At 38.6% G+C, this 21,379-nt stretch carries 19 protein-coding genes and 1 pseudogene; 8 read left to right on the top strand and 12 right to left on the bottom strand.

Annotated features, from left to right (window positions below; translation table 11 throughout):
* Nucleotides 1-21 precede the first annotated feature (21 nt).
* The 7 genes from ACVWYN_RS01795 to ACVWYN_RS01765 form a co-directional block, all read right to left on the bottom strand.
* Nucleotides 22-1,878, bottom strand: a complete 1,857-nt coding sequence (locus tag ACVWYN_RS01795) for an ABC-F family ATP-binding cassette domain-containing protein (RefSeq protein WP_457287104.1) — start codon at nucleotides 1,876-1,878, stop codon at nucleotides 22-24.
* Nucleotides 1,879-1,948: 70 nt separating this feature from the next.
* On the bottom strand, nucleotides 1,949-2,395 hold the full coding sequence (gene ybeY, locus ACVWYN_RS01790; protein WP_457287103.1) for an rRNA maturation RNase YbeY: 447 nt from the start codon (nucleotides 2,393-2,395) through the stop codon (nucleotides 1,949-1,951).
* A 5-nt stretch (nucleotides 2,396-2,400) separates the two neighbouring features.
* Nucleotides 2,401-5,712 carry a DUF4175 family protein gene (locus ACVWYN_RS01785; protein ID WP_457287102.1) on the bottom strand — a complete coding sequence of 1,104 codons (3,312 nt, stop codon included), beginning with the start codon at nucleotides 5,710-5,712 and terminating at the stop codon, nucleotides 2,401-2,403.
* A gap of 358 nt (nucleotides 5,713-6,070) precedes the next feature.
* Nucleotides 6,071-6,262, bottom strand: a complete 192-nt coding sequence (locus ACVWYN_RS01780) for a cold-shock protein (protein ID WP_410882657.1) — start codon at nucleotides 6,260-6,262, stop codon at nucleotides 6,071-6,073.
* A gap of 105 nt (nucleotides 6,263-6,367) precedes the next feature.
* Nucleotides 6,368-7,297 (bottom strand): hypothetical protein, encoded by a 930-nt coding sequence (locus ACVWYN_RS01775; protein ID WP_457287101.1) that lies wholly within the window; start codon nucleotides 7,295-7,297, stop codon nucleotides 6,368-6,370.
* A gap of 20 nt (nucleotides 7,298-7,317) precedes the next feature.
* Complete coding sequence (locus tag ACVWYN_RS01770; RefSeq protein WP_457287100.1) at nucleotides 7,318-7,545, bottom strand: hypothetical protein; 228 nt, start codon at nucleotides 7,543-7,545, stop codon at nucleotides 7,318-7,320.
* A 105-nt stretch (nucleotides 7,546-7,650) separates the two neighbouring features.
* Entirely contained in the window at nucleotides 7,651-8,901 is a 1,251-nt protein-coding gene (locus ACVWYN_RS01765; RefSeq protein WP_457287099.1) for an aspartyl protease family protein, read from the bottom strand.
* A 122-nt stretch (nucleotides 8,902-9,023) separates the two neighbouring features.
* On the opposite strand from ACVWYN_RS01765, the gene ACVWYN_RS01760 reads away from it, so the two are divergent.
* Nucleotides 9,024-10,262 (top strand): D-alanyl-D-alanine carboxypeptidase/D-alanyl-D-alanine-endopeptidase, encoded by a 1,239-nt coding sequence (locus ACVWYN_RS01760; protein WP_457287098.1) that lies wholly within the window; start codon nucleotides 9,024-9,026, stop codon nucleotides 10,260-10,262.
* A 15-nt stretch (nucleotides 10,263-10,277) separates the two neighbouring features.
* Here the strand turns inward: ACVWYN_RS01760 and ACVWYN_RS01755 are convergent, their stop codons facing one another.
* The 3 genes from ACVWYN_RS01755 to porX are packed head-to-tail and all read right to left on the bottom strand — an operon-like array spanning nucleotide 10,278 to nucleotide 13,536.
* Nucleotides 10,278-11,504, bottom strand: coding sequence for an alanine dehydrogenase (locus tag ACVWYN_RS01755; protein WP_457287097.1), 1,227 nt, complete (start codon nucleotides 11,502-11,504; stop codon nucleotides 10,278-10,280).
* Between the two features lie 56 nt (nucleotides 11,505-11,560).
* Complete coding sequence (tsaE, locus tag ACVWYN_RS01750) at nucleotides 11,561-11,980, bottom strand: tRNA (adenosine(37)-N6)-threonylcarbamoyltransferase complex ATPase subunit type 1 TsaE (protein ID WP_457287096.1); 420 nt, start codon at nucleotides 11,978-11,980, stop codon at nucleotides 11,561-11,563.
* A 2-nt stretch (nucleotides 11,981-11,982) separates the two neighbouring features.
* On the bottom strand, nucleotides 11,983-13,536 hold the full coding sequence (porX, locus tag ACVWYN_RS01745; protein WP_457287095.1) for a T9SS response regulator signal transducer PorX: 1,554 nt from the start codon (nucleotides 13,534-13,536) through the stop codon (nucleotides 11,983-11,985).
* A 103-nt stretch (nucleotides 13,537-13,639) separates the two neighbouring features.
* Between porX and ACVWYN_RS01740 the strand changes: the two genes are divergently transcribed.
* The 7 genes and pseudogenes from ACVWYN_RS01740 (at nucleotide 13,640) to ACVWYN_RS01710 (ending at nucleotide 19,861) form a co-directional block, all read left to right on the top strand.
* Nucleotides 13,640-14,863, top strand: coding sequence for an HD domain-containing protein (locus ACVWYN_RS01740; RefSeq protein WP_457287094.1), 1,224 nt, complete (start codon nucleotides 13,640-13,642; stop codon nucleotides 14,861-14,863).
* 119 nt (nucleotides 14,864-14,982) lie between these two features.
* Nucleotides 14,983-16,059 carry a UDP-3-O-(3-hydroxymyristoyl)glucosamine N-acyltransferase gene (lpxD, locus tag ACVWYN_RS01735; RefSeq protein ID WP_457287093.1) on the top strand — a complete coding sequence of 359 codons (1,077 nt, stop codon included), beginning with the start codon at nucleotides 14,983-14,985 and terminating at the stop codon, nucleotides 16,057-16,059.
* Nucleotides 16,059-17,471 carry a bifunctional UDP-3-O-[3-hydroxymyristoyl] N-acetylglucosamine deacetylase/3-hydroxyacyl-ACP dehydratase gene (locus ACVWYN_RS01730; protein WP_457287092.1) on the top strand — a complete coding sequence of 471 codons (1,413 nt, stop codon included), beginning with the start codon at nucleotides 16,059-16,061 and terminating at the stop codon, nucleotides 17,469-17,471. Before lpxD ends, ACVWYN_RS01730 begins: the two co-directional genes overlap by 1 nt.
* Nucleotides 17,468-18,253, top strand: coding sequence for an acyl-ACP--UDP-N-acetylglucosamine O-acyltransferase (gene lpxA / locus ACVWYN_RS01725; RefSeq protein ID WP_457287091.1), 786 nt, complete (start codon nucleotides 17,468-17,470; stop codon nucleotides 18,251-18,253). Before ACVWYN_RS01730 ends, lpxA begins: the two co-directional genes overlap by 4 nt.
* Nucleotides 18,254-18,261: 8 nt before the next feature.
* The gene (locus ACVWYN_RS01720) at nucleotides 18,262-18,876 is read left to right on the top strand and encodes an ABC transporter ATP-binding protein (protein ID WP_457287090.1); all 615 of its coding nucleotides are present in this window, start codon (nucleotides 18,262-18,264) and stop codon (nucleotides 18,874-18,876) included.
* A gap of 201 nt (nucleotides 18,877-19,077) precedes the next feature.
* Nucleotides 19,078-19,155 (top strand): annotated as a pseudogene (locus ACVWYN_RS01715) (elongation factor P); the annotation flags it as partial.
* A 139-nt stretch (nucleotides 19,156-19,294) separates the two neighbouring features.
* The gene (locus tag ACVWYN_RS01710) at nucleotides 19,295-19,861 is read left to right on the top strand and encodes a 5-formyltetrahydrofolate cyclo-ligase (protein ID WP_457287089.1); all 567 of its coding nucleotides are present in this window, start codon (nucleotides 19,295-19,297) and stop codon (nucleotides 19,859-19,861) included.
* On the opposite strand, the gene ACVWYN_RS01705 is transcribed toward ACVWYN_RS01710, so the two are convergent.
* Both ACVWYN_RS01705 and ACVWYN_RS01700 read right to left on the bottom strand, forming a co-directional pair.
* The gene (locus ACVWYN_RS01705; RefSeq protein WP_457287088.1) at nucleotides 19,851-20,621 is read right to left on the bottom strand and encodes an exodeoxyribonuclease III; all 771 of its coding nucleotides are present in this window, start codon (nucleotides 20,619-20,621) and stop codon (nucleotides 19,851-19,853) included. The two genes, ACVWYN_RS01710 and ACVWYN_RS01705, sit on opposite strands and share 11 nt — an antisense overlap.
* Nucleotides 20,618-21,313 (bottom strand): peptidylprolyl isomerase, encoded by a 696-nt coding sequence (locus ACVWYN_RS01700; RefSeq protein WP_457287087.1) that lies wholly within the window; start codon nucleotides 21,311-21,313, stop codon nucleotides 20,618-20,620. Before ACVWYN_RS01700 ends, ACVWYN_RS01705 begins: the two co-directional genes overlap by 4 nt.
* Nucleotides 21,314-21,379 lie beyond the last annotated feature (66 nt).

The following is a 21,379-nucleotide window of genomic DNA, read 5'->3' as shown; positions in this document are numbered from 1 at the left end:
GAAACATAGATGTTAATCAATTTATATTTCTGAAAGTTCAACCCATCTGCTGGTAAAAGCATCCAGTTCGGCATTCTTCTTTTCAATCAGATCACTCAGTTCTTTCAGTTTTTTGTAATCGGCAGTATCAATTTCATCAATTGATTTGGTAAGCCCAGCCACTTCTTCTTCCAGAAGTTGAATCTTCTTTTCAGAGTCTTCCAATTCTTTTTGCTCCTTATAGCTCAACTTCTTTCCAGCAGGTTTTTCTATAACTTCTTGTTTTACGGCCTTTGCAACAGGAACTTCTTTAGGGCTGCTCAAGCTCAATCTGTACTCAGAATAGTTTCCATTGTATATGGTCACTTCGCCATTGCCTTCCATAATGAACAATTGTTCGCTCATTTTGTCTAGCAAGTACCTATCATGAGAAACCAATATCAATACACCTGGAAAGTTTTCTAAGAACTCTTCTAACACGTTCAAAGTATCAATATCAAGATCGTTGGTCGGCTCATCCAAGATCAGGAAATTTGGATTTTGCATTAATACTTTCATTAAATGCAATCTCTTTTTCTCTCCGCCACTTAGCTTTTCTACCATTCCGTGTTGCTTCTTTGGCGGGAATAAGAATAACGTTAATAATTGCGACGCAGAGATAGTCGAGCCATCTGCCATCTTGATGTATTCTGCGTCTGATTTAACGATATCTATTACGCGCTCTTTCTCGTTAAATGATAAGCCTCCTTGTTTATAGTAACCATAAACAGTCGTCTCTCCAGTACTTACCTTTCCCTTTTCAGGTATTAGTAAACTGGTCATTATATTTAAAAGCGTTGATTTTCCTGTACCATTCTTTCCGGCAAGACCGATTCTATCGGCCCTTTTGAAAGTATAACTAAAATCATTGATAATCGCCTTATCGTCAAAAGACTGACCGATGTGATCCAGTTCAAGGATTTTGTTCCCTTGTCTAGCCATCTTAACTTTAAGTGTAATGCTTTGATTGTCAGTTCTTTGTTTAGTTTTATTGTCTAAATCATAAAATGCATCTATTCTAGCTTGAGATTTAGTCCCCCTCGCTTGTGGCATACGCCTCATCCATTCCAGCTCCTTTTTCAAGAGGTTCTTGTTTTTATGGAATGTACTTTCATCTGACGCTTCCCTTTCCGATTTTTTTTCAAGAAAATAGGCGTAATTACCATTGTAATTATAAATCTTACCCCTATCCAATTCTACTATGGTGTTGCAAACATTATCCAGGAAATACCTGTCATGCGTAACCAGTAAAATGGTCTTATTGTCAGAAGTGAGTAATTTTTCTAACCACTCAATGGTGTCAATATCCAAGTGATTGGTCGGCTCATCCAAAACATAAATCTCCGGGTCTTCAATCAAAAGCTTGGCCAGGGCCAAACGTTTCTTCTGTCCCCCAGATAAGGTGTCGATTTTTTGCTGCAGTCGGGTGATACCCATTCTGCTCAAGATCGTCTTGATCTCATGCTCATATTCCCAGGCATTGTGCTCGCTCAGCTCTTCGTAAAGCCTGTTCAAAGTCTTCTCGTCTGGGTTCGGGTCTTCTATCAGTTCCTCATATTCCTTAATAAGTTGCTGTTGTTTATTCTCTAAAGAAAAGATGAAATCGCTTATAGAATATCCGTCAGGGAAGGAGGGTTCCTGATCCAGGAAGCCAATCTTGGTAGATTTGTTTTTTACAATTTTTCCTTCCAAAGGAGAAAAACGTTCCGCAAGTAATTTTAATAAGGTGCTTTTGCCGGCACCATTAATCCCTACAAGCGCAACACGCTGACCTGTTTGTATTCCTAAAGTTAGGTTCTTGAATAACCATTCGTCATGATAGGCATGACCAAGGCTTTCGGCTGCAATTAATGTGCTCAAAGTGTTTTATTAACGATTTTATTTATAAGAAATTACTACAAAAGTAAACAATAAAAGGCAAACATAAATTCTATACCGTCTGCTGAGTATCAGAAAGCTTGCTCAGGTAGAAGTCTTCCTTTTCTGTCATCAATGCCTTCGCTGGTTTGGACTTGTCTTTATAGCCCAACAAATGCAAAGTCCCGTGTATCATTACGCGGCTTAACTCTTCAGTAACAGCCACACTTATCATACCCGCGTTTTCTTTAACACGATCCATACTAATAAAGATATCGCCACAAATCGATTTTAAGACCTCAGAGTTGTCAAATGTGATGACATCGGTATAAGTGTCATGTTTAAGGTAATCTTGGTTCATGCGCAGCAAATAAGCGTCTGAGCATAAAATAAAGTTCAATTCATCTAGTTGATAAGCCTCAGCAGTTATTGCAGTGCGAATCCATGCTTTCAATACCCGTTTTTGTTTCAGCTTGTAATTCGTTTCTTCAGTAAAGAAATTGATAGTCCCTTTTGACATGACGCTTATTTTTTCGGCGAATTTAACAATTTAAAATATTCTGTTACTTTGTTCTTGTAATAGTAATTAAGATCTGGAGGTAGTTTTTGAAGCCATTCCTGCTCAGTATGTTTGGAATTGTTAAATTGCTCCAGCATCTTTTTGTAGGATGGAGGGAACGCTTTCCCTGCTTTTGCTTCCCGCTTGTCATCTTCGTCTTCTTCTCTTTCTGCCTTTTCCGCATCCAGCATGTTATCCAATATCTTCTTTTGCCTGTCTAAAGTCTGCTGCACAATCTTTTTGTTGACCAGGTCCGTTTCCGTGGCCTTCATATCCTCTATAGATTTACTAAGATCACTAGCGCCCGGTTTACCATTTTTACTTTGCTCGCGGTTCAGCTTTTGCATGGCTTCTCTAATCATTTGCTGTTGCTGGGCCATTTTAGCAAACTCCTGACTCATTTGCCCTTTCTGCGGCTTTCCACTATTCCCTTCGCGTTGCATCTGCTCACGTGCCTTTTGCATGCTGTTGTTGAGTTGTTGCTGCATCTCTTGCAACTGTTTCATGCTCCCTTTGCCTCCTTTTCCGCCCTTTGCATTTTTCTTTGCTTTTTGAAGTTGATCTAAAGCTTCGCTCAGCATAAGCGCTAAATTATTAATAGAAGTCATGGCATATTGCTGATTGCGGTTCGCGGCAGGAGTATTTCGTTCGCCAAGATTTTCTAATCCTTTATCCACGTTCAAATTGATCTTCTGCATCTCTTCGTTAACCACACTTTCAATCTGCGGTACCCTTTTGCTGAGTGTAAATAAACTGTCGGCAATGGTCTTAAGGTTATCCTTAATACCCCGCTGTTTCTGCACATTGGCGGTATATAATGGATCACTGGTGTTCATGTTTTTTAGGGCAAGCATTACTTTTTCCTGATCGAAAGAAGTTTTTAGTAGATTTTCCAGCAACTGCCTAAGCGCTTCAGCATTAACAGAACTCTGAGTTTCTGATGATTCTTTTTGCATCTCCTCCATCTTTTGAGCCATCTTTTCTAACTCTTCCCCAGCCTTTTGCTGACTTTTTGCGGCTTCTTTCTTATCTTCTTTCTCTAGTTTGTTGGTGCTATTTTGTTGTTGTTTTGCAACCTCTTTGGCTTCTTCTTCGGGCTTCTTGAAATCATTGGGATGTTCCAATTGCTCATTTTTTTGCCCTATTTTATCCAGCTCTTCTTTTAAGTTTTTAAAATCCTGAGCCAGCTTATTCTGCTGTGCTTTTAAATCGGAAGGCTTGCTATCCTTAGCTTCCGTTTTTTTGGCCAAATCCTTTTGTTCTTTGGCAAGCGCTTTTAATTGGTCAATGTTGTTCTGAAGGTTCTGCTCAAACTCCAATTGTTTATAGAGCTCTAGAATCCTGTCAAGCTCATTCTTGAGCGACTTATTATCCATCTGCATTTTAGAAAGCTCATTCTGTGTCTGATCTTTATTCTCTTCATCCATCAGTTCCTGAAGCTTTTTAAGCAGTGTTTTAGTCTTTTCGTCTAGTACATTGTTAAACAGCTCATCGATCTTCTTCTGTTTTTCAGCCAGCTCTTCTTTTAATGCATTGTTCTCTTCCTTTTGGAAAGTATTCTTCTCGTTTTGTTCTTTAATCTCTTTAACGGCCTCATCTAGCTGCTTTTGTTTGTCCAGCAATTGCTCAACCAGCTTTTTATCGTCAAAACTCAACTGATTCTTATCCAAAAGGGTTTCGCTCAGTTTCTTTGTCTCCTTTTCTACATCACCTGCAAGTTTAATGGCCTTTTCCATTTGCTGTTTAAGGTTTTTACTGCCCTCATTCAGCTTATTGTTGATCTGCTGGACAGACGGAACTTCAAAAACCTTAATGTCCGATTTGCTGGTCTTGGCCCCGTTAACCCCATCGTTATCCCACACCTGGAAGTAATACTCCAGCGATTGTCCGGCCTTGAGCGTATCATTTTTCATGTTCCACACATAGAAGAAGGAGTTTTCCCGCTGATCTTTTTTAACTGGGATATACTTTTTAGTTACTCCCTTTAAAACGCCATTTTCTTTGATATTTACAATAAATGCCAACGCACTAAAACCATGATCGTCGGCAATATTTCCTGAAAAATAAAGCACCTTACTGCTCAGCGAATCGGCCTTTTCAGTGGCATTTACAGATGGGAACTCATCCCTGATCACGTTAATACGATGGTTAATGGAATCTTTGCCAGATACAAATTGATTTTTCGGACTAATCGTATAGCCGATGTCCCCCCTTATCATCCGGCTAAAGGTATAAAGGTGATCAACCGGGTTAAGTCCTGATTTCTCCTTTCCTAAAATAAATGTTAATGAGGAGCTATTTTCAGTACTGATGTTCCACGTCACTGTTGTGCCCTCTGGAATCAGCAGATCTCCGACATTTTGAATCGTTTCTGATCTTTTATGGAGATAGGCAGGGTATTTTAAATCGGCAGTCATGCTTAATATTGCCGGCTTTGCTTTCACTTCTACAGTATAAGAAACGGAATTAAAACCGCCTGCAAAGAACTGGATCTTCCTGCTCTTTTGAATGTTTTTAAACGTGTAACTAAAGTTTACTTTGCCCTGTTTATCCAGCTTATAGCTATTCACACCTTCAGAGATGTAAACCTCCTGAGGGATCTGATCGCCCGTCAGTTTTAAATTAACCACTGCATCATCGCCCTGCGCAAATTGTAACGACTTATTTAAAAGGCGGAAGTTAAAAGGGGCTACTGGTAGAATCTCTTTGTCATATTGTACAAACCTGTTGGACCCCTCTTTCAGGATAGCGGGGGCAATCAGCCCGATTAGTACAATGATGGATAATGGAATAAGGACAAACCGCACATATTTTTTATTGTCTGCAAGGCGAATGGCACTGGCAAAGGGAATGGGCTTTAATTCGTTAATCTTTTGGTCTATACCGGCAAGGATCAGGCTACTGTTGTGCGGATTTTGATCTGCCAGGGCTTTAAGCTGCAGAGTGTTCAACAGCTTGTCCTGTACGCTAAAAAAGTGGCCACCAATAAGCCTGGCGGATTCCTCTATGGTCAGACTTTTTCTTAAGTTGAAATACAGCAGGGAAGGCTTAATGATCCATATAAAAATCATGACCACATCTGCGATTATAAAGGCAAAGAAGAGAACGGTTTTGGTACCAATGCCCGGATTGAGGTAATAGGTAAGCACAAAAAGGAAAAGGAACAACGCCAACATCGTTGCTGCAGCATAAATACTTCCCCTTAAAAGCTTATTGAGATAAAACTTTTTGGTGAACTCATTTATTTTGGCAACAAGATGTGAGTAATTACTGTCCATAGGCTTGGATGATTGCTAAAGTTAATTAATAAGCACAACTTTATTGATAATTCAACTGCATTTTTGCATATACCAAGTTAGGTTATGGGTCGGGACAAGTAAAGGGAAAGTACCTATTTGGTAGTATGCAAATTCTCACCTCAGGCACACCTTATTCACGCTTTGTTCACAAAAAAGTACCTGAATGTGGCTTTGCTGTGAACAAGGTGTGAATAAGGTCTGAACAAACACATAACCTCTGAAGAACTTGACCCGATTTAAACCAGAGGCAGGGTAGTTAATAATAGGCTGAAATTAGGGCAAAAAAAAAGAGGATGACCGTTAAGTCATCCTCTGTACAATTTATGTTTTTAATAATCTAGATTACTTTAACATTAATCGCATTCAACCCTTTTTTACCGCTTTCAACTTCGTATTCAACTTTGTCGTTTTCACGAATTTCATCGATAAGGCCTGTTGAATGTACAAAGATTTCGCTATCTCCGTTTGCAGGGATAATGAATCCGAAACCTTTAGTTACATTGAAAAATTTTACTGTTCCTTCTTGCATTGTATTATTTATTAAAATATTAAGTGTGCAATGTACATATTATTTTTCTATTAAAATGCAAAAATATCTTTTATTAATTTTTATAAGAGTTTGTCTAAGAGCATATTATTGCTTTTTTCCTACCAAAACCAGTTTGACTTCGGTAGAGTGCGGCATTCCTAGCGTTTTGCCTGGCGTTACTTTAAAAAGGTTCTTTACATAAACATCAAGGATTCCTTGCACCGTTTTTTTTCTGGCTTCCAGAAATTCAGGCTCAATATAATAGAGATCGATTAAGTGTACCCCTCCCTTTTGATCAATTACTGCAGATATTTCATAGGCGAATTCCTGATAGGCCTTATTAATTTCGAGCCGGTATTTTGGGAATAAGTAATCGTAAGCTTCAGTTCTGCCGATGAGTCTGTTTACCGTAGAAATCTTTTTAGCATGTACAATTGAGCTAAGTGGGGTAAAAACGACCGGCTCTCTCCCTGCGAAAGCCATCTTTGGGTTGAAAGGGTCTGTATTTGATTTTGCAATGAGCCCTTTGATATAGGAGGTGTCTGCAGCAGTAGGTCTCTGCAACAAGGCTGGGGTGGTTTTAAGCGTGTTTTTAATATAGTCATCACTGTAATAAACAATGTTAACATCAGAACTGATGTCGCTCATTATTTCTTTTCCTTTTAGGTGTAGTCGCTGAAACAGCAGACTATCCTTAGTTATTTTCTTGATGCGGAAGTATTCTTTAGCAAAATTATACACGTTCCCGTGATCAAATAATAGGAAAAAGGGCTGCATGCGCAGCTTTTGCGGACTCCATGCCATTACTGTATCGTTGGATTTGAACTGAATGATCCAGGTTGGTTCCTGTTCAAAGCCCATTTCATTAAACGAAAGCCCTGTACTAAACCTTCGTTTTACTTCGTGGTATTTTATTCCCAGAATTGGGGTAAAATCCAGCTTTTTACCGATCTTTTTTTCTTTAATTTTAATTTGCTCCTTTTCTTTTTGAGCATCGCTCTGGCAACTGCTGAAAGAAATGAAAAAGGAAAGCATACAAAAAATTAAGCCTCTTGTTAATTGGGACACTTGCATAACCTCAAATTTAAAGCTTCTTCTTCAAAAGGATCACATTTGAAACACTTCTTTCTCCATAATGGTCTATTTTTATTGTCGATAGGATAATTGATCACTCCGTTGTCTGGAAAACCGTCAACCCATAGCATGGTAGAACCCCCTCCATCAAGGTATATGGAAGAAATATAACCTTGACTTGTAGGTTTAAGTGTTTTGATTGCTGCCAAAAAGATCCTTGTTATGAAAATGATGGGTAATTGTTGAATCTATATTTTGACCATAACTGAAATGGAATAAAAAGGGGAGTATAAAAGCTAATCTAAAGGATAAAATCATATTCTGCGTTTCAGTTTTATGGGCTTAAAAATAACCTCGCCATTTCTGTTTAGGGTAAAGAAAATTGTCTTGCCATCTTGAGATCGGAGCAATTTGGTGATTTCATCCAGGTTCATTTTCTCTGTATTGACAAAGTTTATGGCAAGTATTTCATCGTCTGTTTTAATCCCAGCCTGTTCTCCCGGCGATCCCGGCTCTATCCTAACAACAAATACACGCTGCTTTGCTGTATTGTCGGCAAATATTTCCAGACCAGACATGTCGTGGTCAAATGGCAGTTTAAAGTTATGGTTTTTGATGATGTAAATCGCATCGTTCTCATAGTCGAATGTGATATTAAACCGGCTTAAAAGCTCGGCACCTAAATTCCCATTTCTATTGGAAAAGAATGCCTTTGCTGCCGCTTCTTCATATACAGGAAAGGAGGAGATTACATTTTTGAAGGTATAACTACCAATCTTTAAAGATTCAATTCTACCAATTTTACCACTGATGGGGCCACTAAGACCGTTTCCAAGGTTGGCATCAAAAGATTGCACTGGAACAGGAAAAGGTTTGTCTTTATAAGTTTCTAAAGAAATGGCATGTCCAGCTCCATTGTCTACAATAACTTTAGCCTGCAGCATTCCCAACCCATCGATTTCAGTTTCTATAGTGGTGTAGGGTTTATTGTTAATGAGTTCAATGGGTATTTTTTCTCCTTTAATTTTTGGCTTTCTGGAGCTGAGTTGAAACAATAGTGTTTTTGTGGAGTAGTTTATGTTTACGATAAAGCTTTTAAAAAAATAGTAGCCAATAAGGCCTTGTATTTTAATGCCCAGGTAGTTGGAAAGACCCAGAATATCTTCTTCTAAAATGGCTGTGGGGATATTCACGATTGTCGACTTACCAATCCTGGCGGAAAGCTCACTGGTAATCAAAGCATCAATTTCAGGCCCCTTCCCTAAGCCATTTATTTTGGTATGGCGTAAATTCTTTAAGGTCATTCCCACTATTATTTTTGGATCTGTGATGATCATTGGCGAAACGCCGGAATCTAAAATGAAATTGAATGGACCGGCATCGTTTATATACAGCGGTACGATAACAAGGTTTTTTATGAGATTGAAACTGATGCGGTTTTTAGTCCGCTTACCTTTAAACTCAAATTGCTGTCCTGATGCAGTGGTAATGGCAAAACAGCACGAGACAAAAAATAAGCACAAGCCAATCAAATGCAACTTATTAACACGCTGAGGCAGAATCATTGAACTAATTTAATAAATTAGTGCTGGGTAAAGATTTTTGTATGGTAAAAAAGAGTTTCCACATTTTGTTGTCATTATGTGTTCTTTGTTTATTTCTGTATTCATGCGCTGCAGATCGGCAGATGGGGAATAAGTTAGGAAATATTTTTAAAAAATCTGATGTACTTAAACAATATTATTCAGGATTCGCCTTGTATGACCTTGCTACTGGAAATATGGTTTTTGAAAGGAATGCTGAAAAATATTTTACACCCGCATCTAATACCAAACTGTTTACATTTTATGCAGGACTGAAGATGGTACCAGATTCCATCCCTTCCTTAAGGTATGTTGAAAAAGGCGACTCTTTGATTTTTTGGGGTACAGGCGACCCATCCTTTTTGCAGAGCCAACTTAAAGCGGTAAAAACATTTAATTTCTTAAAATACAGCAATAAGAAATTATTCTTTGCCCCGGGAAGATATACCGGAAGTTTTTATGGAAAGGGCTGGCAATGGGATGACTATAATGATTATTACCAGGCTGAAATTAATGAATTCCCAATTGCCGACAACCTGGTAGACTTGAAAAGTGTAAATGGAAAGCTTGCGGTCTCGCCCGGCTATTTTAGAGATAAAATGGTTATAGATGCTACAGTTAAGGCACCTTCTTTTTCCGTTACCAGGGCATTTACAGAAAACATTTTTACTACCCCAGCAGTTGCTTTGCCTGCAAACTACAATCAAAAGGTGCCTTATAAGGTAAGTTTGCCTACAACAATAAAGCTCCTGTCAGATACACTCGGCAGGCCAGTAGAGACCATCGCTATGCAGATGCCTCGGGAGGCAAAAACTTTTTATGGGATTAAATCAGACGAGGTATTTAAAGAGATGTTGCTGCCAAGTGATAATTTTATTGCAGAGCAACTGCTGCTTGTTTATTCCAATCAGCTTGGTCAGGAATTAAGCTCAGAAAAGGCAATAACCCATATCCAACAAGAATACCTGTCATCCCTACCAGATCGATTTATATGGGCAGATGGTTCTGGATTATCAAGGTATGACCTGGTTACGCCCAGAAGTATGATAAAACTACTGGAGCTCATCTATAAGGAGGTTAATAACCCTAAAAAATTGTACTCCATGCTACCTGCAGGAGGAATGACAGGCACATTAAAGAATGCTTATCCTAAAACCGATCAGCCTTTTGTATTTGGCAAAACCGGAACAATGGCTTACGTACATAACCAGAGTGGGTACGTGGTGACCAAAAGCGGAAAGACTTATCTTTTCTCTTTTTTAAATAACAATTTTGTAATGCCAACTGCTACGGTTAGAAAAGAGATGGCAAGAATTATGACTTACATCCACGAGAATTATTGATCGTTAAGCATACTCTTACTGGTTTGATACAACGAGCAGTTCAATGTCTTTATACGGGATATTAAAGCGGGTGGCCAAGTCTTTATTGGTAAGATGACCCTGGTAAATATACAACGCGTCTCTAATTCCGGGTTTGCTCCAAACCACGCCCATTAAACCACCCATTTCACCGATGTCTACCAATATTGGGGTGAAGATATTGGTAAGCGCGTAAGATGCGGTTCTTGGAACTCTCGATGCTATATTAGGAACGCAATAATGTATAACATCATGTTTTCTAAATACAGGGTCTTTATGATTGGTGACTTCAGAGGTTTCAAAACATCCTCCCTGGTCAATACTTACATCGATAACAACTGAGTTTGGTTTCATCCTGCTTACGGTTTCTTCTGTTACAAGACAAGGACTTCTGCCGTGAGAAGCCCTGATGGCACCAATCACTACATCGCAAGTAGTGATCGCCTTTTCTAAAACGATGGGCTGCATTACAGACGTAAAAACACGACTACCAAGGTTATTTTGCAGTCGCCTTAACCGGTAAATAGAGCTGTCGAAAACTTTAACCTCAGCACCAAGGGATAGCGCAGTTCTTGCCGCATATTCGCTTACGGTTCCTGCGCCTAAGATGACAATTTCTGTTGGAGGTACTCCTGTAAAACCGCCCAGCATTAAACCCTTTCCACCGGTAACATTGCTTAAATATTCTGCTGCTATAAAAATGGAAGTGGCGCCTACAATTTCGCTCATTGCACGTACAACACTTAAGATATTTCCCTCGTCGCGCAGGTTTTCGAAGCACAGGGCATTGATCTTTTTATTCATTAATGCTTTGAGGCTGGTTTCTTTTAAACCGCCCATTTGCAATGCTGAAATCAATGTTTGCCCTTTATGCATAAGCGCAATCTCTTCAAGCGTAGGTGGCGCAATTTTAACAAGGATATCTGCGTTAAAGATTTCCTTTTTATCAAAGGAGATTAAGGCACCCTGCTCACTGTAATCGTTATCAGAAAAATTTGCACCATTGCCGGCACCCGATTCAATAACAACCTGATGGCCGTTATTAACAAGTAAAGCAACGGATAGCGGAGTTAATGCAATTCTGTTTTCCTGGAATGAGATTTCCTTTGGAATGCCAATATGGAGACTGCCGCTTTTCTTATTTAATTCTGACAAGGTTTCCTGAGGCTGTAGTAAACCTTTTTGAGCGATCTGCGCCATGCCTTCACGTAATCCTGTTGCCATTGTTATAGAATAATTTTGGTTTTAAATTACTAAAAATAACTGGATATGACTAGTTATCAATTGTAGATTTTGACGTTAAGCTTTCGTTTCTCCTGGTCAATTACTGTAATTTCTATATCGACTCTTTCCTCAGGAATAAGTTCTTGAATTTTTTCAGGCCACTCAATTAAACAGATATCCCCTGAGTAAAAGTAATCCTCGTACCCAATATCAAATGCTTCCTGTACCGATTTAATTCTGTAAAAATCAAAGTGATAAATGACCAGATCAATGGTATGATATTCTTTAACCAGCGCAAAAGTAGGACTGCTTACTGTTTCAGTAACGCCAAGCTCTGTGCAAATGGATTTAATGAGGGTAGTTTTACCAGCCCCCATATCACCATAAAAAAGGCAAATCTTGTTTTTCCTGATTAAAGGAGCCAGCTCCTCTGCAGCATTTTTTATATCGGCAATGCTATTTACTTCAATGACCATATTTACCTGCTACTGTATATTGCTATTGGGATAATCATTTCTTCCAAAGAGATACCCCCATGTTGGAAAGTTTCATTATAATAGTTAACAAACTGGTTATAGTTGTTCTGGTAGACGAAATAGCGGTCTTCTTTTGCAAAAATGTAATTAGAACTGATATTGATTTTTGGCAATTGGGCCTCGTGTGGATTTTTAATAAGGAAAACCTCCTTTGCATTAAAGTTAAGATTCCTACCCTGTTTGTATCTAAGATTTGTATTGGTATTGCGGTCGCCAATTACTTTGCTTGGATGTTTTACCCTGATGGTTCCATGATCTGTAGTAATGACCACCCTTACTTTCTTTTGCGATAATTTTTTAAGCAGCTCCATTAAGGGCGAATGTTCAAACCAGGAAAGGGTTAAGGAGCGATATGCGGCATCATCATTTGCAAGTTCACGGATCATTTGCATCTCAGTTCTTGCATGAGAAAGCATATCTACAAAGTTGTAAACTATAGCGTTAAACTCATTCTGCATTAAATTATTGAGTTGCTCATTTAGCGCTTTACCATCATCGTAGGTTAAGATTTTATGGTAACTAAACTTACAATCCTTTCTTACACTTCTTTTGATTTGGTCTGCTAAGAATGCTTCTTCGTGCATGTTTTTGCCACCTTCATCATCGTCATTTTGCCAAAGTGTTGGAAAACGTTTTTCCATTTCCAAAGGCATTAATCCGGAAAAAATAGAATTACGGGCATATTGTGTTGCCGTTGGTAAAATACTGGAATAGGTATCTTCTTCATCCAAACGGAAGTGCTCAGTAATTAATGGATTAATAATTTTCCATTGATCATACCTCAGGTTGTCTATCAAAATAAAAAACACAGGTGTGTTGCTTCCAACTAGCGGAAACACCTTCTTTTTTAACAACTCATTTGAAAGAAGTGGTGCTTTTTCTTTTCCATTAAACCAACCTAAATAGTTATCCTCAATAAACTTGCAAAATTGAAGGTTGGCTTCTGACTTTTGCATGGTTAGAATCTCATGCATTTGTGGGTCGTCCAGTTTTTCCAGCTCGAGTTCCCAAAACACTAGTTTTTTGTAAACATCCACCCACTCTTCATAACTCAGTTTATCATTCAGGGTCATTCCCAGCCTTCTGAAGTCTTGCTGGTAGGCCATGGATGTCTTTTCATTGACCAGTCGCTTATTGTCTATGATTTTTTTAATGGTAAGCAAAACTTGTTTAGGGTTAACCGGCTTAATGAGGTAGTCGTCTATCTTAGAGCCTATAGCGTCTTCCATTAAGTTTTCCTCTTCACTCTTTGTGATCAACACCACTGGGACATCATTTCGGATGTTTTTGATGGCAGTAAGCGTTTCAAGACCAGTCAGCCCAGGCATATTTTCATCAAGAAAGACAAGGTCGAAGTGTTCTTTTCCGAAGGCTTCCAATGCATCATTACCATTGGTAAATGTGGTAACGTGATAACCCTTCTCATTTAGGAGTAAAATATGTGGTTTTAATAAATTGATTTCATCATCTGCCCATAGGATCTTTATTTCCTGCATTCTATGTTTTTATAATTTAAATTAAATCTTCAAAGTAACTAGATACTTTCCTAGTATCGATAAAAATAGCAATTTTTGTACCGTATAATTTATTTTGCAAGGATTGAATAAAAAGAAAATAATTAATGATCCAGTATACGGATTCATTACTATCCCCTCAGAACTGATTTTTGACCTTATTGCACACCCATACTTTCAACGCTTAAGATACATAAAGCAGTTGGGTATGACGCACTTGGTATATCCAGGAGCGCTGCATACCAGATTTCATCATGCACTGGGTGCGATGCACCTGATGGGTCTGGCTATTGATGTACTGCGTGGAAAGGGACATGAGATAGACAAAGAAGAAGAAGAATCTGCAAAAATTGCAATTCTGTTGCATGACATTGGTCATGGTCCTTTTTCTCATGCTCTCGAGAATTCGTTGGTCAATGGCATAAGGCATGAGGATATTTCCAAGCTGTTGATGCAAAAGTTAAATGAAGAACATAACGGAAAGTTAACCAAAGCCATTACCATATTTGAAGGTAAATATCATAAGAGCTTCCTGACACAGCTAGTTTCCGGACAGCTGGATTTAGATAGAATGGATTATCTGAATCGGGATAGTTTTTTTACTGGGGTTAGCGAAGGCGTAATCAGTTTCGATAGGATCATCAAAATGATAAATGTGCTGGATGATAACCTGGTTATTGAAGAAAAGGGGATTTACTCCATTGAAAACTTTTTGATTTCAAGACGATTGATGTACTGGCAGGTTTATTTGCATAAGACGGTAATTGCAGGCGAACAGGTTTTGGTGAAAATTTTGAAAAGGGCAAAACAACTTACCATGAACCAAGAACAACTATTTGCTACGCCGGCATTAAATCATTTTCTTTTAAATGATATATCTGAACAAGAGTTTTTCAATTCAGAGGATCATATTGTACAATTTGCCCAGCTTGATGATCAGGACATCTTTACTTCCATTAAAGTTTGGCGGTTACATACCGATAAAATACTTTCTACCCTTTGCAAAATGCTGACAGACAGAAACCTCTATAAAGTGGAGATCACAACGGCACCTCCTGATCAATCGAGGGTAATTCGCCTAAAAGAAAATGCAGCGACATCTTTAGGACTAACAGCAGAAGAGACAGAGTTCTTCGTATTTACGGATGTGATTAGCAATAGGGCATACAATGCAGGAGATAGTAATATCAATATTTTATTAAAGAATAACACCACAATAGATATTGCAAAAGCATCAGATTTATCTAACTTAGAATCTTTGGACAGGACCGTTAAAAAGTATATTTTATGTTATCCTAGAATCATTTAGCACTTTTTAACAAAATAATTAGATTTTAATCCCGTTTTTAGAGTTCTTAACACAACACCATATAGACAGACCTGTTTAGGTTTATTTGTTCATATCAATTTAACATATAACTTTGTAAAATGCAATTTACTGCCAAGCAGATAAGCGAGTTTATAAACGGGACCGTAGATGGGGACGAAAATGCTAAGGTTGAAGAGCTTTCAAAAATAGAAAGTGGACAGGCTGGCTCATTGTGTTTTCTGTCCAATCCAAAATACGAAAGCTATTTATATACCAGTAATGCCTCAATTGTTATTGTTCGGCAGGATTTTGTTCCCGCTCAACAAATATCAAGCACGCTAATTAGAGTCGCAGACCCCTATAGTGCTTTTTCTATATTGCTTGAAAAATATAATGAAGCCGTTAATCAACTGAACGTACAATCTGGAATTGAGCAACCAAGCTTTGTCCATACCACTGCGAAAATTGGGAAGAACGTATTCATAGCCGCATTCTCCTACATCTCTGAAAATGTAGAAATAGGAGATAATACCAAGATCATGTCTCAGGTAAGTATTGGACAAGATGCTGTGATTGGTAATGATTGTACCATTTATCCGGGGGTAAAGATTTATAATAAATCTGTCCTGGGAAACCGGATTATGATTCATGCCAATACCGTAATAGGTAGTGATGGGTTTGGATTTGCACCACAACCGGATGGCACTTATTCTAAAATTCCACAGATTGGAAATGTGGTGATAGAAGACGATGTGGAAATTGGAGCCAATACCACAATTGACAGGGCTACAATGGGATCTACTTTTATCCGCAAAGGTGTAAAGTTGGATAACCTGATACAAATTGCCCATAATGTTGATGTTGGGGAGCACAGTGTAGTGGCCGCTCAAACTGGAATTTCAGGAAGCACTAAGCTAGGAGAAAGGTCTGTAATAGGTGGCCAGGTTGGCATAGCCGGACACCTTTCGTTGGCTAAGGGCACACAAATAGGTGCTCAGGCAGGAATAAATTTCAACACTACAGAAGAAAATAAACAATGGCACGGTAGCCCCGCCCAACCGTTACGTGATTGGATGAGGGCCTCAGTGATCTTTAAGCAATTGCCTGCAATTGTAAAAAGAGTGGCCGCACTTGAAGCCACGACCGAGGAGTTAAATAACATAATTGAGAAAGAGAATAGTACATCAAAGCAATAATGAACGTTAAGCAAAAAACTATAAAATCTGAGGTTTCAGTACAAGGTGTAGGACTGCATACAGGAGCAAATGTTACCCTTACATTTTGCCCTGCGCCCGATAACCATGGATTTAAATTTCAAAGAATAGATTTGCCGGGCAGCCCGATAGTTGATGCGGACTGCGATAATGTAACAGATACAGCAAGAGGAACGACGATTTCTCAAAATGGAGCGAGTGTGAGTACCGTTGAGCATGTAATGGCTTCGCTGGTTGGTATGGATCTGGATAACGTGTTGATCAAGCTTGATGGCCCTGAAACTCCAATCATGGATGGAAGTGCTATTTTATTTCTGGAAGCACTTGAAAATGCTGGAGTGCAAGTACAAGATTTGGATAGAGAATACTTTCAAATTCCACATAACATTACTTATACTGAGCCTGATAGAAAGGTTGAGATTGTAGCAATGCCTCTTGACGATTACAGGTTTACCTGTATGATCGATTATAATTCACCTGTATTGGGTAGTCAGCATGCCGGAATTTCGAGTATTGGAGAGTTTAAAAAAGAAATCGCGTCTTGTCGCACTTTCTGTTTTTTACATGAGCTGGAATACCAGCTTCAAAATAACCTGATTAAAGGCGGAGACCTGAATAATGCCATTGTTATAGTAGATAAGGAGGTAACAAAAGAGGAGCTGGAACATCTTGCTAAGATATTTAACAGGACAGCCATTGAGGTTGCTCCACAGGGTATACTTAACAACATGGAATTAAGGTATCAAAATGAGCCGGCGAGACACAAACTGCTTGATATGATTGGAGACCTTGCACTGGTTGGCGTACACCTGAAAGGCCATATTATGGCAGCAAGACCTGGTCACGCCGCTAATGTTGCTTTTGCTAAAAAGATAAAAGCAGCTATTAAAAAAGAAAAGAACAAAAAAACGCAACATGTTTATGACCCATCTGTAAAACCACTTTATGATGTGGTTCAGATTATGGAAATATTGCCGCACAGACAGCCGTTTTTGTTTATTGATAAAATACTGGAACTTTCAAAAACACATGTTGTTGGCGTGAAGAACGTAACGATGAATGAAGAGTTTTTTAAAGGACATTTTCCTGGAGCTCCTGTTTTTCCAGGGGTGATACAGATAGAGGCAATGGCACAAACAGGAGGTATCCTTGTTCTAAGTACAGTTTCTGATCCAAGAAATTATCTTACCTTGTTCTTAAAAATAGATAATGTAAGATTTCGGGCACAAGTTTCTCCGGGAGATACCATAGTATTTAGGTGTGATTTGATGGAGCCAATAAGAAGAGGAATTGCCCAGATGAAAGGCGTTGGAATGGTAGCCGGAAAGGTTGTTGTTGAAGCCGAAATGATGGCACAAATAGTAAAAGTAAAAGATAGCGAACCCGCAGCATGATACAACCATTAGCGTATATACATCCACAGGCAAAAATTGCAGATAACGTTGTTATTGAACCATTTGCAGTTATACATAAAGACGTTGAGATTGGCGAAGGAACGTGGATCGGATCAAATGTAGTGATCATGGACGGTGCCCGGATCGGTAAAAATTGCCGGATTTTTCCTGGGTCTGTTATTTCAGGTATTCCACAGGATTTAAAGTTTGCCGGTGAGGTTACTACAGCGGAAATTGGCGATAACACAACTATCAGAGAGTGCGTAACTATTAACAGGGGCACTAAGGATAAATGGAAAACGGTAATTGGGAGCAATTGTTTAATTCAAGCATATTCTCATATTGCGCATGATTGTGAAGTTGGTGACTACTGTATATTTTCTAATAGCACAACACTGGCAGGTCACATTACGATAGGAAACTATGTAGTATTGGCAGGCCTTGTGGCAATACATCAGTTTGTAAAAGTTGGTGCACATGCCTTTGTTACCGGAGGTTCGCTGGTGCGAAAAGATGTTCCTCCTTATGTTAAAGCAGCAAGAGAACCATTGTCTTACGCGGGTATAAATTCTGTGGGGCTTAGAAGAAGAGGCTTTTCTTCAGAAAAAATAAATGAGATACAAGAGATTTATCGCGTATTGTTTGTAAAGCATAATAATGTAACCAAAGCATTGGATATGATTGAGGCGGAGTTTAAGCCTACGGAAATACGTGATGAGATTGTAGATTTCATCAGAAACTCCAATAGAGGAGTAATGAAAGGCTTTGGCTCTGGAAGCTAGCCAAATCAATGGAAATCACACTTCAAGGAATAGGACGCAGATTTAATCAGGAGTGGATTTTTAGAGGTATAGATTATTCCTTTAATCCCCATGGAAAGTACGCAATACTCGGGCCGAATGGATCAGGTAAATCAACCTTATTGAGTGTGCTGATGGGCAGTTTGTCGCCCTCTGAAGGCAAAATTAATTACACTGATAAGGAAATAGTACCAGTACAGCTTATTTATAAGCACATCAGCCTTGCCGCGCCCTACTTGGATCTTATTGAAGAATTCACGCTATCAGAAACAATAGATTTCCATTTCAAGTTTAAGGAGGTACACCCTGCTATTGAACGGAAAGACCTACTTTCATTGCTGGGACTGGCACGCTCGCAGGATAAGGCCTTAAAATACTTCTCTTCAGGAATGAAACAAAGAACCAAGTTGTTGCTTGCCTGTTGTTCAGCCACACCAATCCTTATTTTAGATGAGCCAACATCTAATTTGGATACTCAGGGTGCTGCCTGGTACCACGACTTAATAAAAGAATTTACTGCTAACCGCTTGGTGATTATTGGTTCTAACCAAGAGACAGAATATTCTTTTTGTGATCAATTCCTTCAAATCACGGATTATAAATAACAAATTTATTGCATGTAACTATCTTTCAAGATGCTTAAAGCGCAATTTTAAGAAGGGGCAACTTATTTTTAGATTTTTCTTGTGTAATTAATAAATAGTTTATACCTTTGCGGCACGAAAAAAAGGCAATATTGTTTGACATTTTTCAATTATAATGGCAAAAGTATCGGAAGAACAAAACGGTAATATGCCAGGGCTGAAACAGGAATAGAAATAAAAGAGCCTATGCTTATTAATCAAGGAGATAAAATTCGCTTTGACAACCGCAAAGGTGATTAGATAGAAAGAGTAAAATAAGAGTTTTCATAGTTAAGTTTTAGGTTTAGGTTGATTGTGGCTTCGGAGTGGTTCCCGAAGCCATCTTTTTTTTATAGGTTTATTGTATAAAAGGTCTTACTGTAAAAACTAAGCTGGAAGGATGAATAAGCATGAAATTAGAGTTATCATAAAGGAGAAGCGGAGGCAACTATTGCCCACTCAGATCGAAACCTATAGTTTGAAAATGCTTGAGCAATTTAGCTTACTTGATTTATCGGACATTTCTACCTTGCATATATTTCTCCCAATTGTCGAAAAGAAAGAACCAGACACATTTCTTTTCATACAATGGATCAATAACAACTATCCCGCAATAAAGATTGTTGTTCCAAGGGCAGATTTCGAGAATTCGTCAATGACAAATATTGTTTATGAAGGACAAGGGATGCTAAAGAAAAATCATTTCCATATACCGGAACCTCAACAGGGTAAAGAGTACCAGGGTGAAGTTGACCTGGTGATTGTACCATTGCTGGCGTTTGACAAGAAAGGGTACCGAGTAGGGTATGGAAAAGGCTTTTACGACCGCTACCTTCAAAATATAGCTACCTTAAAAGTTGGCTTATGTTTCTTTGAGCCAGTTTCGGATATTGAAGATACAGATCAATATGATATACGGCTTAATGTGTGCATTACGCCAACAGCAACTTATAGATTTAAGGATTAAGCTCTAACAATACTGGACAATGATCTGAATGAATGGCATCCGGCAAGATTTTAACACTCTTTAACTTATCCAGCATCGGACTTGTTGCCAGGTGGTAATCAATCCGCCAACCAAGATTCTTAGCCCTGGAATTTGCTCTAAAACTCCACCAGGTATATTGGTGAGGATCTTTATTAAAATATCTAAACGTATCTATAAAACCATTTTTAAGAAACAAGTCCATCCATTCCCTTTCTTCAGGCAAAAAACCAGATGAGTTGGCATTTGATTTTGGATTGTGAATGTCCAGTGCCGTGTGGCAGATATTATAGTCGCCAGAGATGATTAGTGTTGGGAAAGATGCTCTTAATTCGGCTATATACACATCAAAAAAGCGCATAAACTCATATTTTTTTACTTGCCTTTCTTCGCCGCTTGAACCAGATGGCATGTAAAGGCTCATCAGTGAGAAATCATCAAAATCAGCCCTTAAAATGCGACCTTCTTTATCAATCCATTCTTCGCCGCAACCATATTCAACATGATTTGGTTTAATTCGGGTGAGTATTGCCACCCCGCTATATCCTTTTTTTTCTGCAGGAAACCAATAATGATGGTATCCTAGCTGTTCTATTAAAGCTAATATTTCTGGGATTTGGATCGGTAATGCCTTAACTTCTTGTAAGCATACCATGTCTGCATCTGTAGCTTGCAACCACCCAAAGAAATTTTTAGTTGATGCAGAGCGGATTCCATTTACATTATAGGAGATGATTTTCATAATGGTTTTACTAATTGTTTTTCAATTTTTTTTGCTTGGTGGCGACTAAGAAGACTAACTTTCATTTGAACATTGGAGATAGGTCTGTCGTTGGTATCTGTCTTTACGGCTGCTATATTTTCAACCATTTCATAGCCAATCACTACTTCTCCAAATACGGTGTAATTACCATCAAGAGTAGGAGTTCCACCAAGAGTTTTATACACTGTCCTTTTCCATTCTGGTATCTTGGATTTAAGCCTGTCGCGTTCAATGACGTTCAATTTTTCATCGTCAAGAACTTTTCCCTGAACAATATAAAATTGACAACTGCTCGACGCCTTTTCGGGATTATCGTCTCTCGCAGCTGCGATTACCCCCCTTTTATGAAAGAGGCTATCTCTGAATTCAGCGGGAATGGTGTATCCCAATGAACCCTCGCCAAGTGGCATTCCGCTTTTTGCATTCTTAGAATCGGGATCACCTCCCTGTATCATAAAGCTCTTAATAACACGATGAAATAGAACACCATCATAGATACGTTTTTTTGTTAGTTTAATAAAATTATCGCGATGCAACGGTGTCTCATTGTACAACATAACTACACATTCTCCCAGATCAGTTTTTATCCTCACGTATTTATGCTTGGGTGGTTTGGCTGTTAAACCGGTAGAGAAGAGGAAGCAGAAAATAAAAATTGCCAAAGATTTCATGAATACAATTGTAAGAATGGCTAAGATAATATTTTACTTGCTATCAACCCGTACACCTAATAACTA

Source organism: Pedobacter sp. UYP24 (assembly GCF_054057295.1).
The sequence above is the reverse complement of the archived record's forward strand: the minus strand, read 5'-3'. Positions and strand labels throughout refer to the sequence as shown.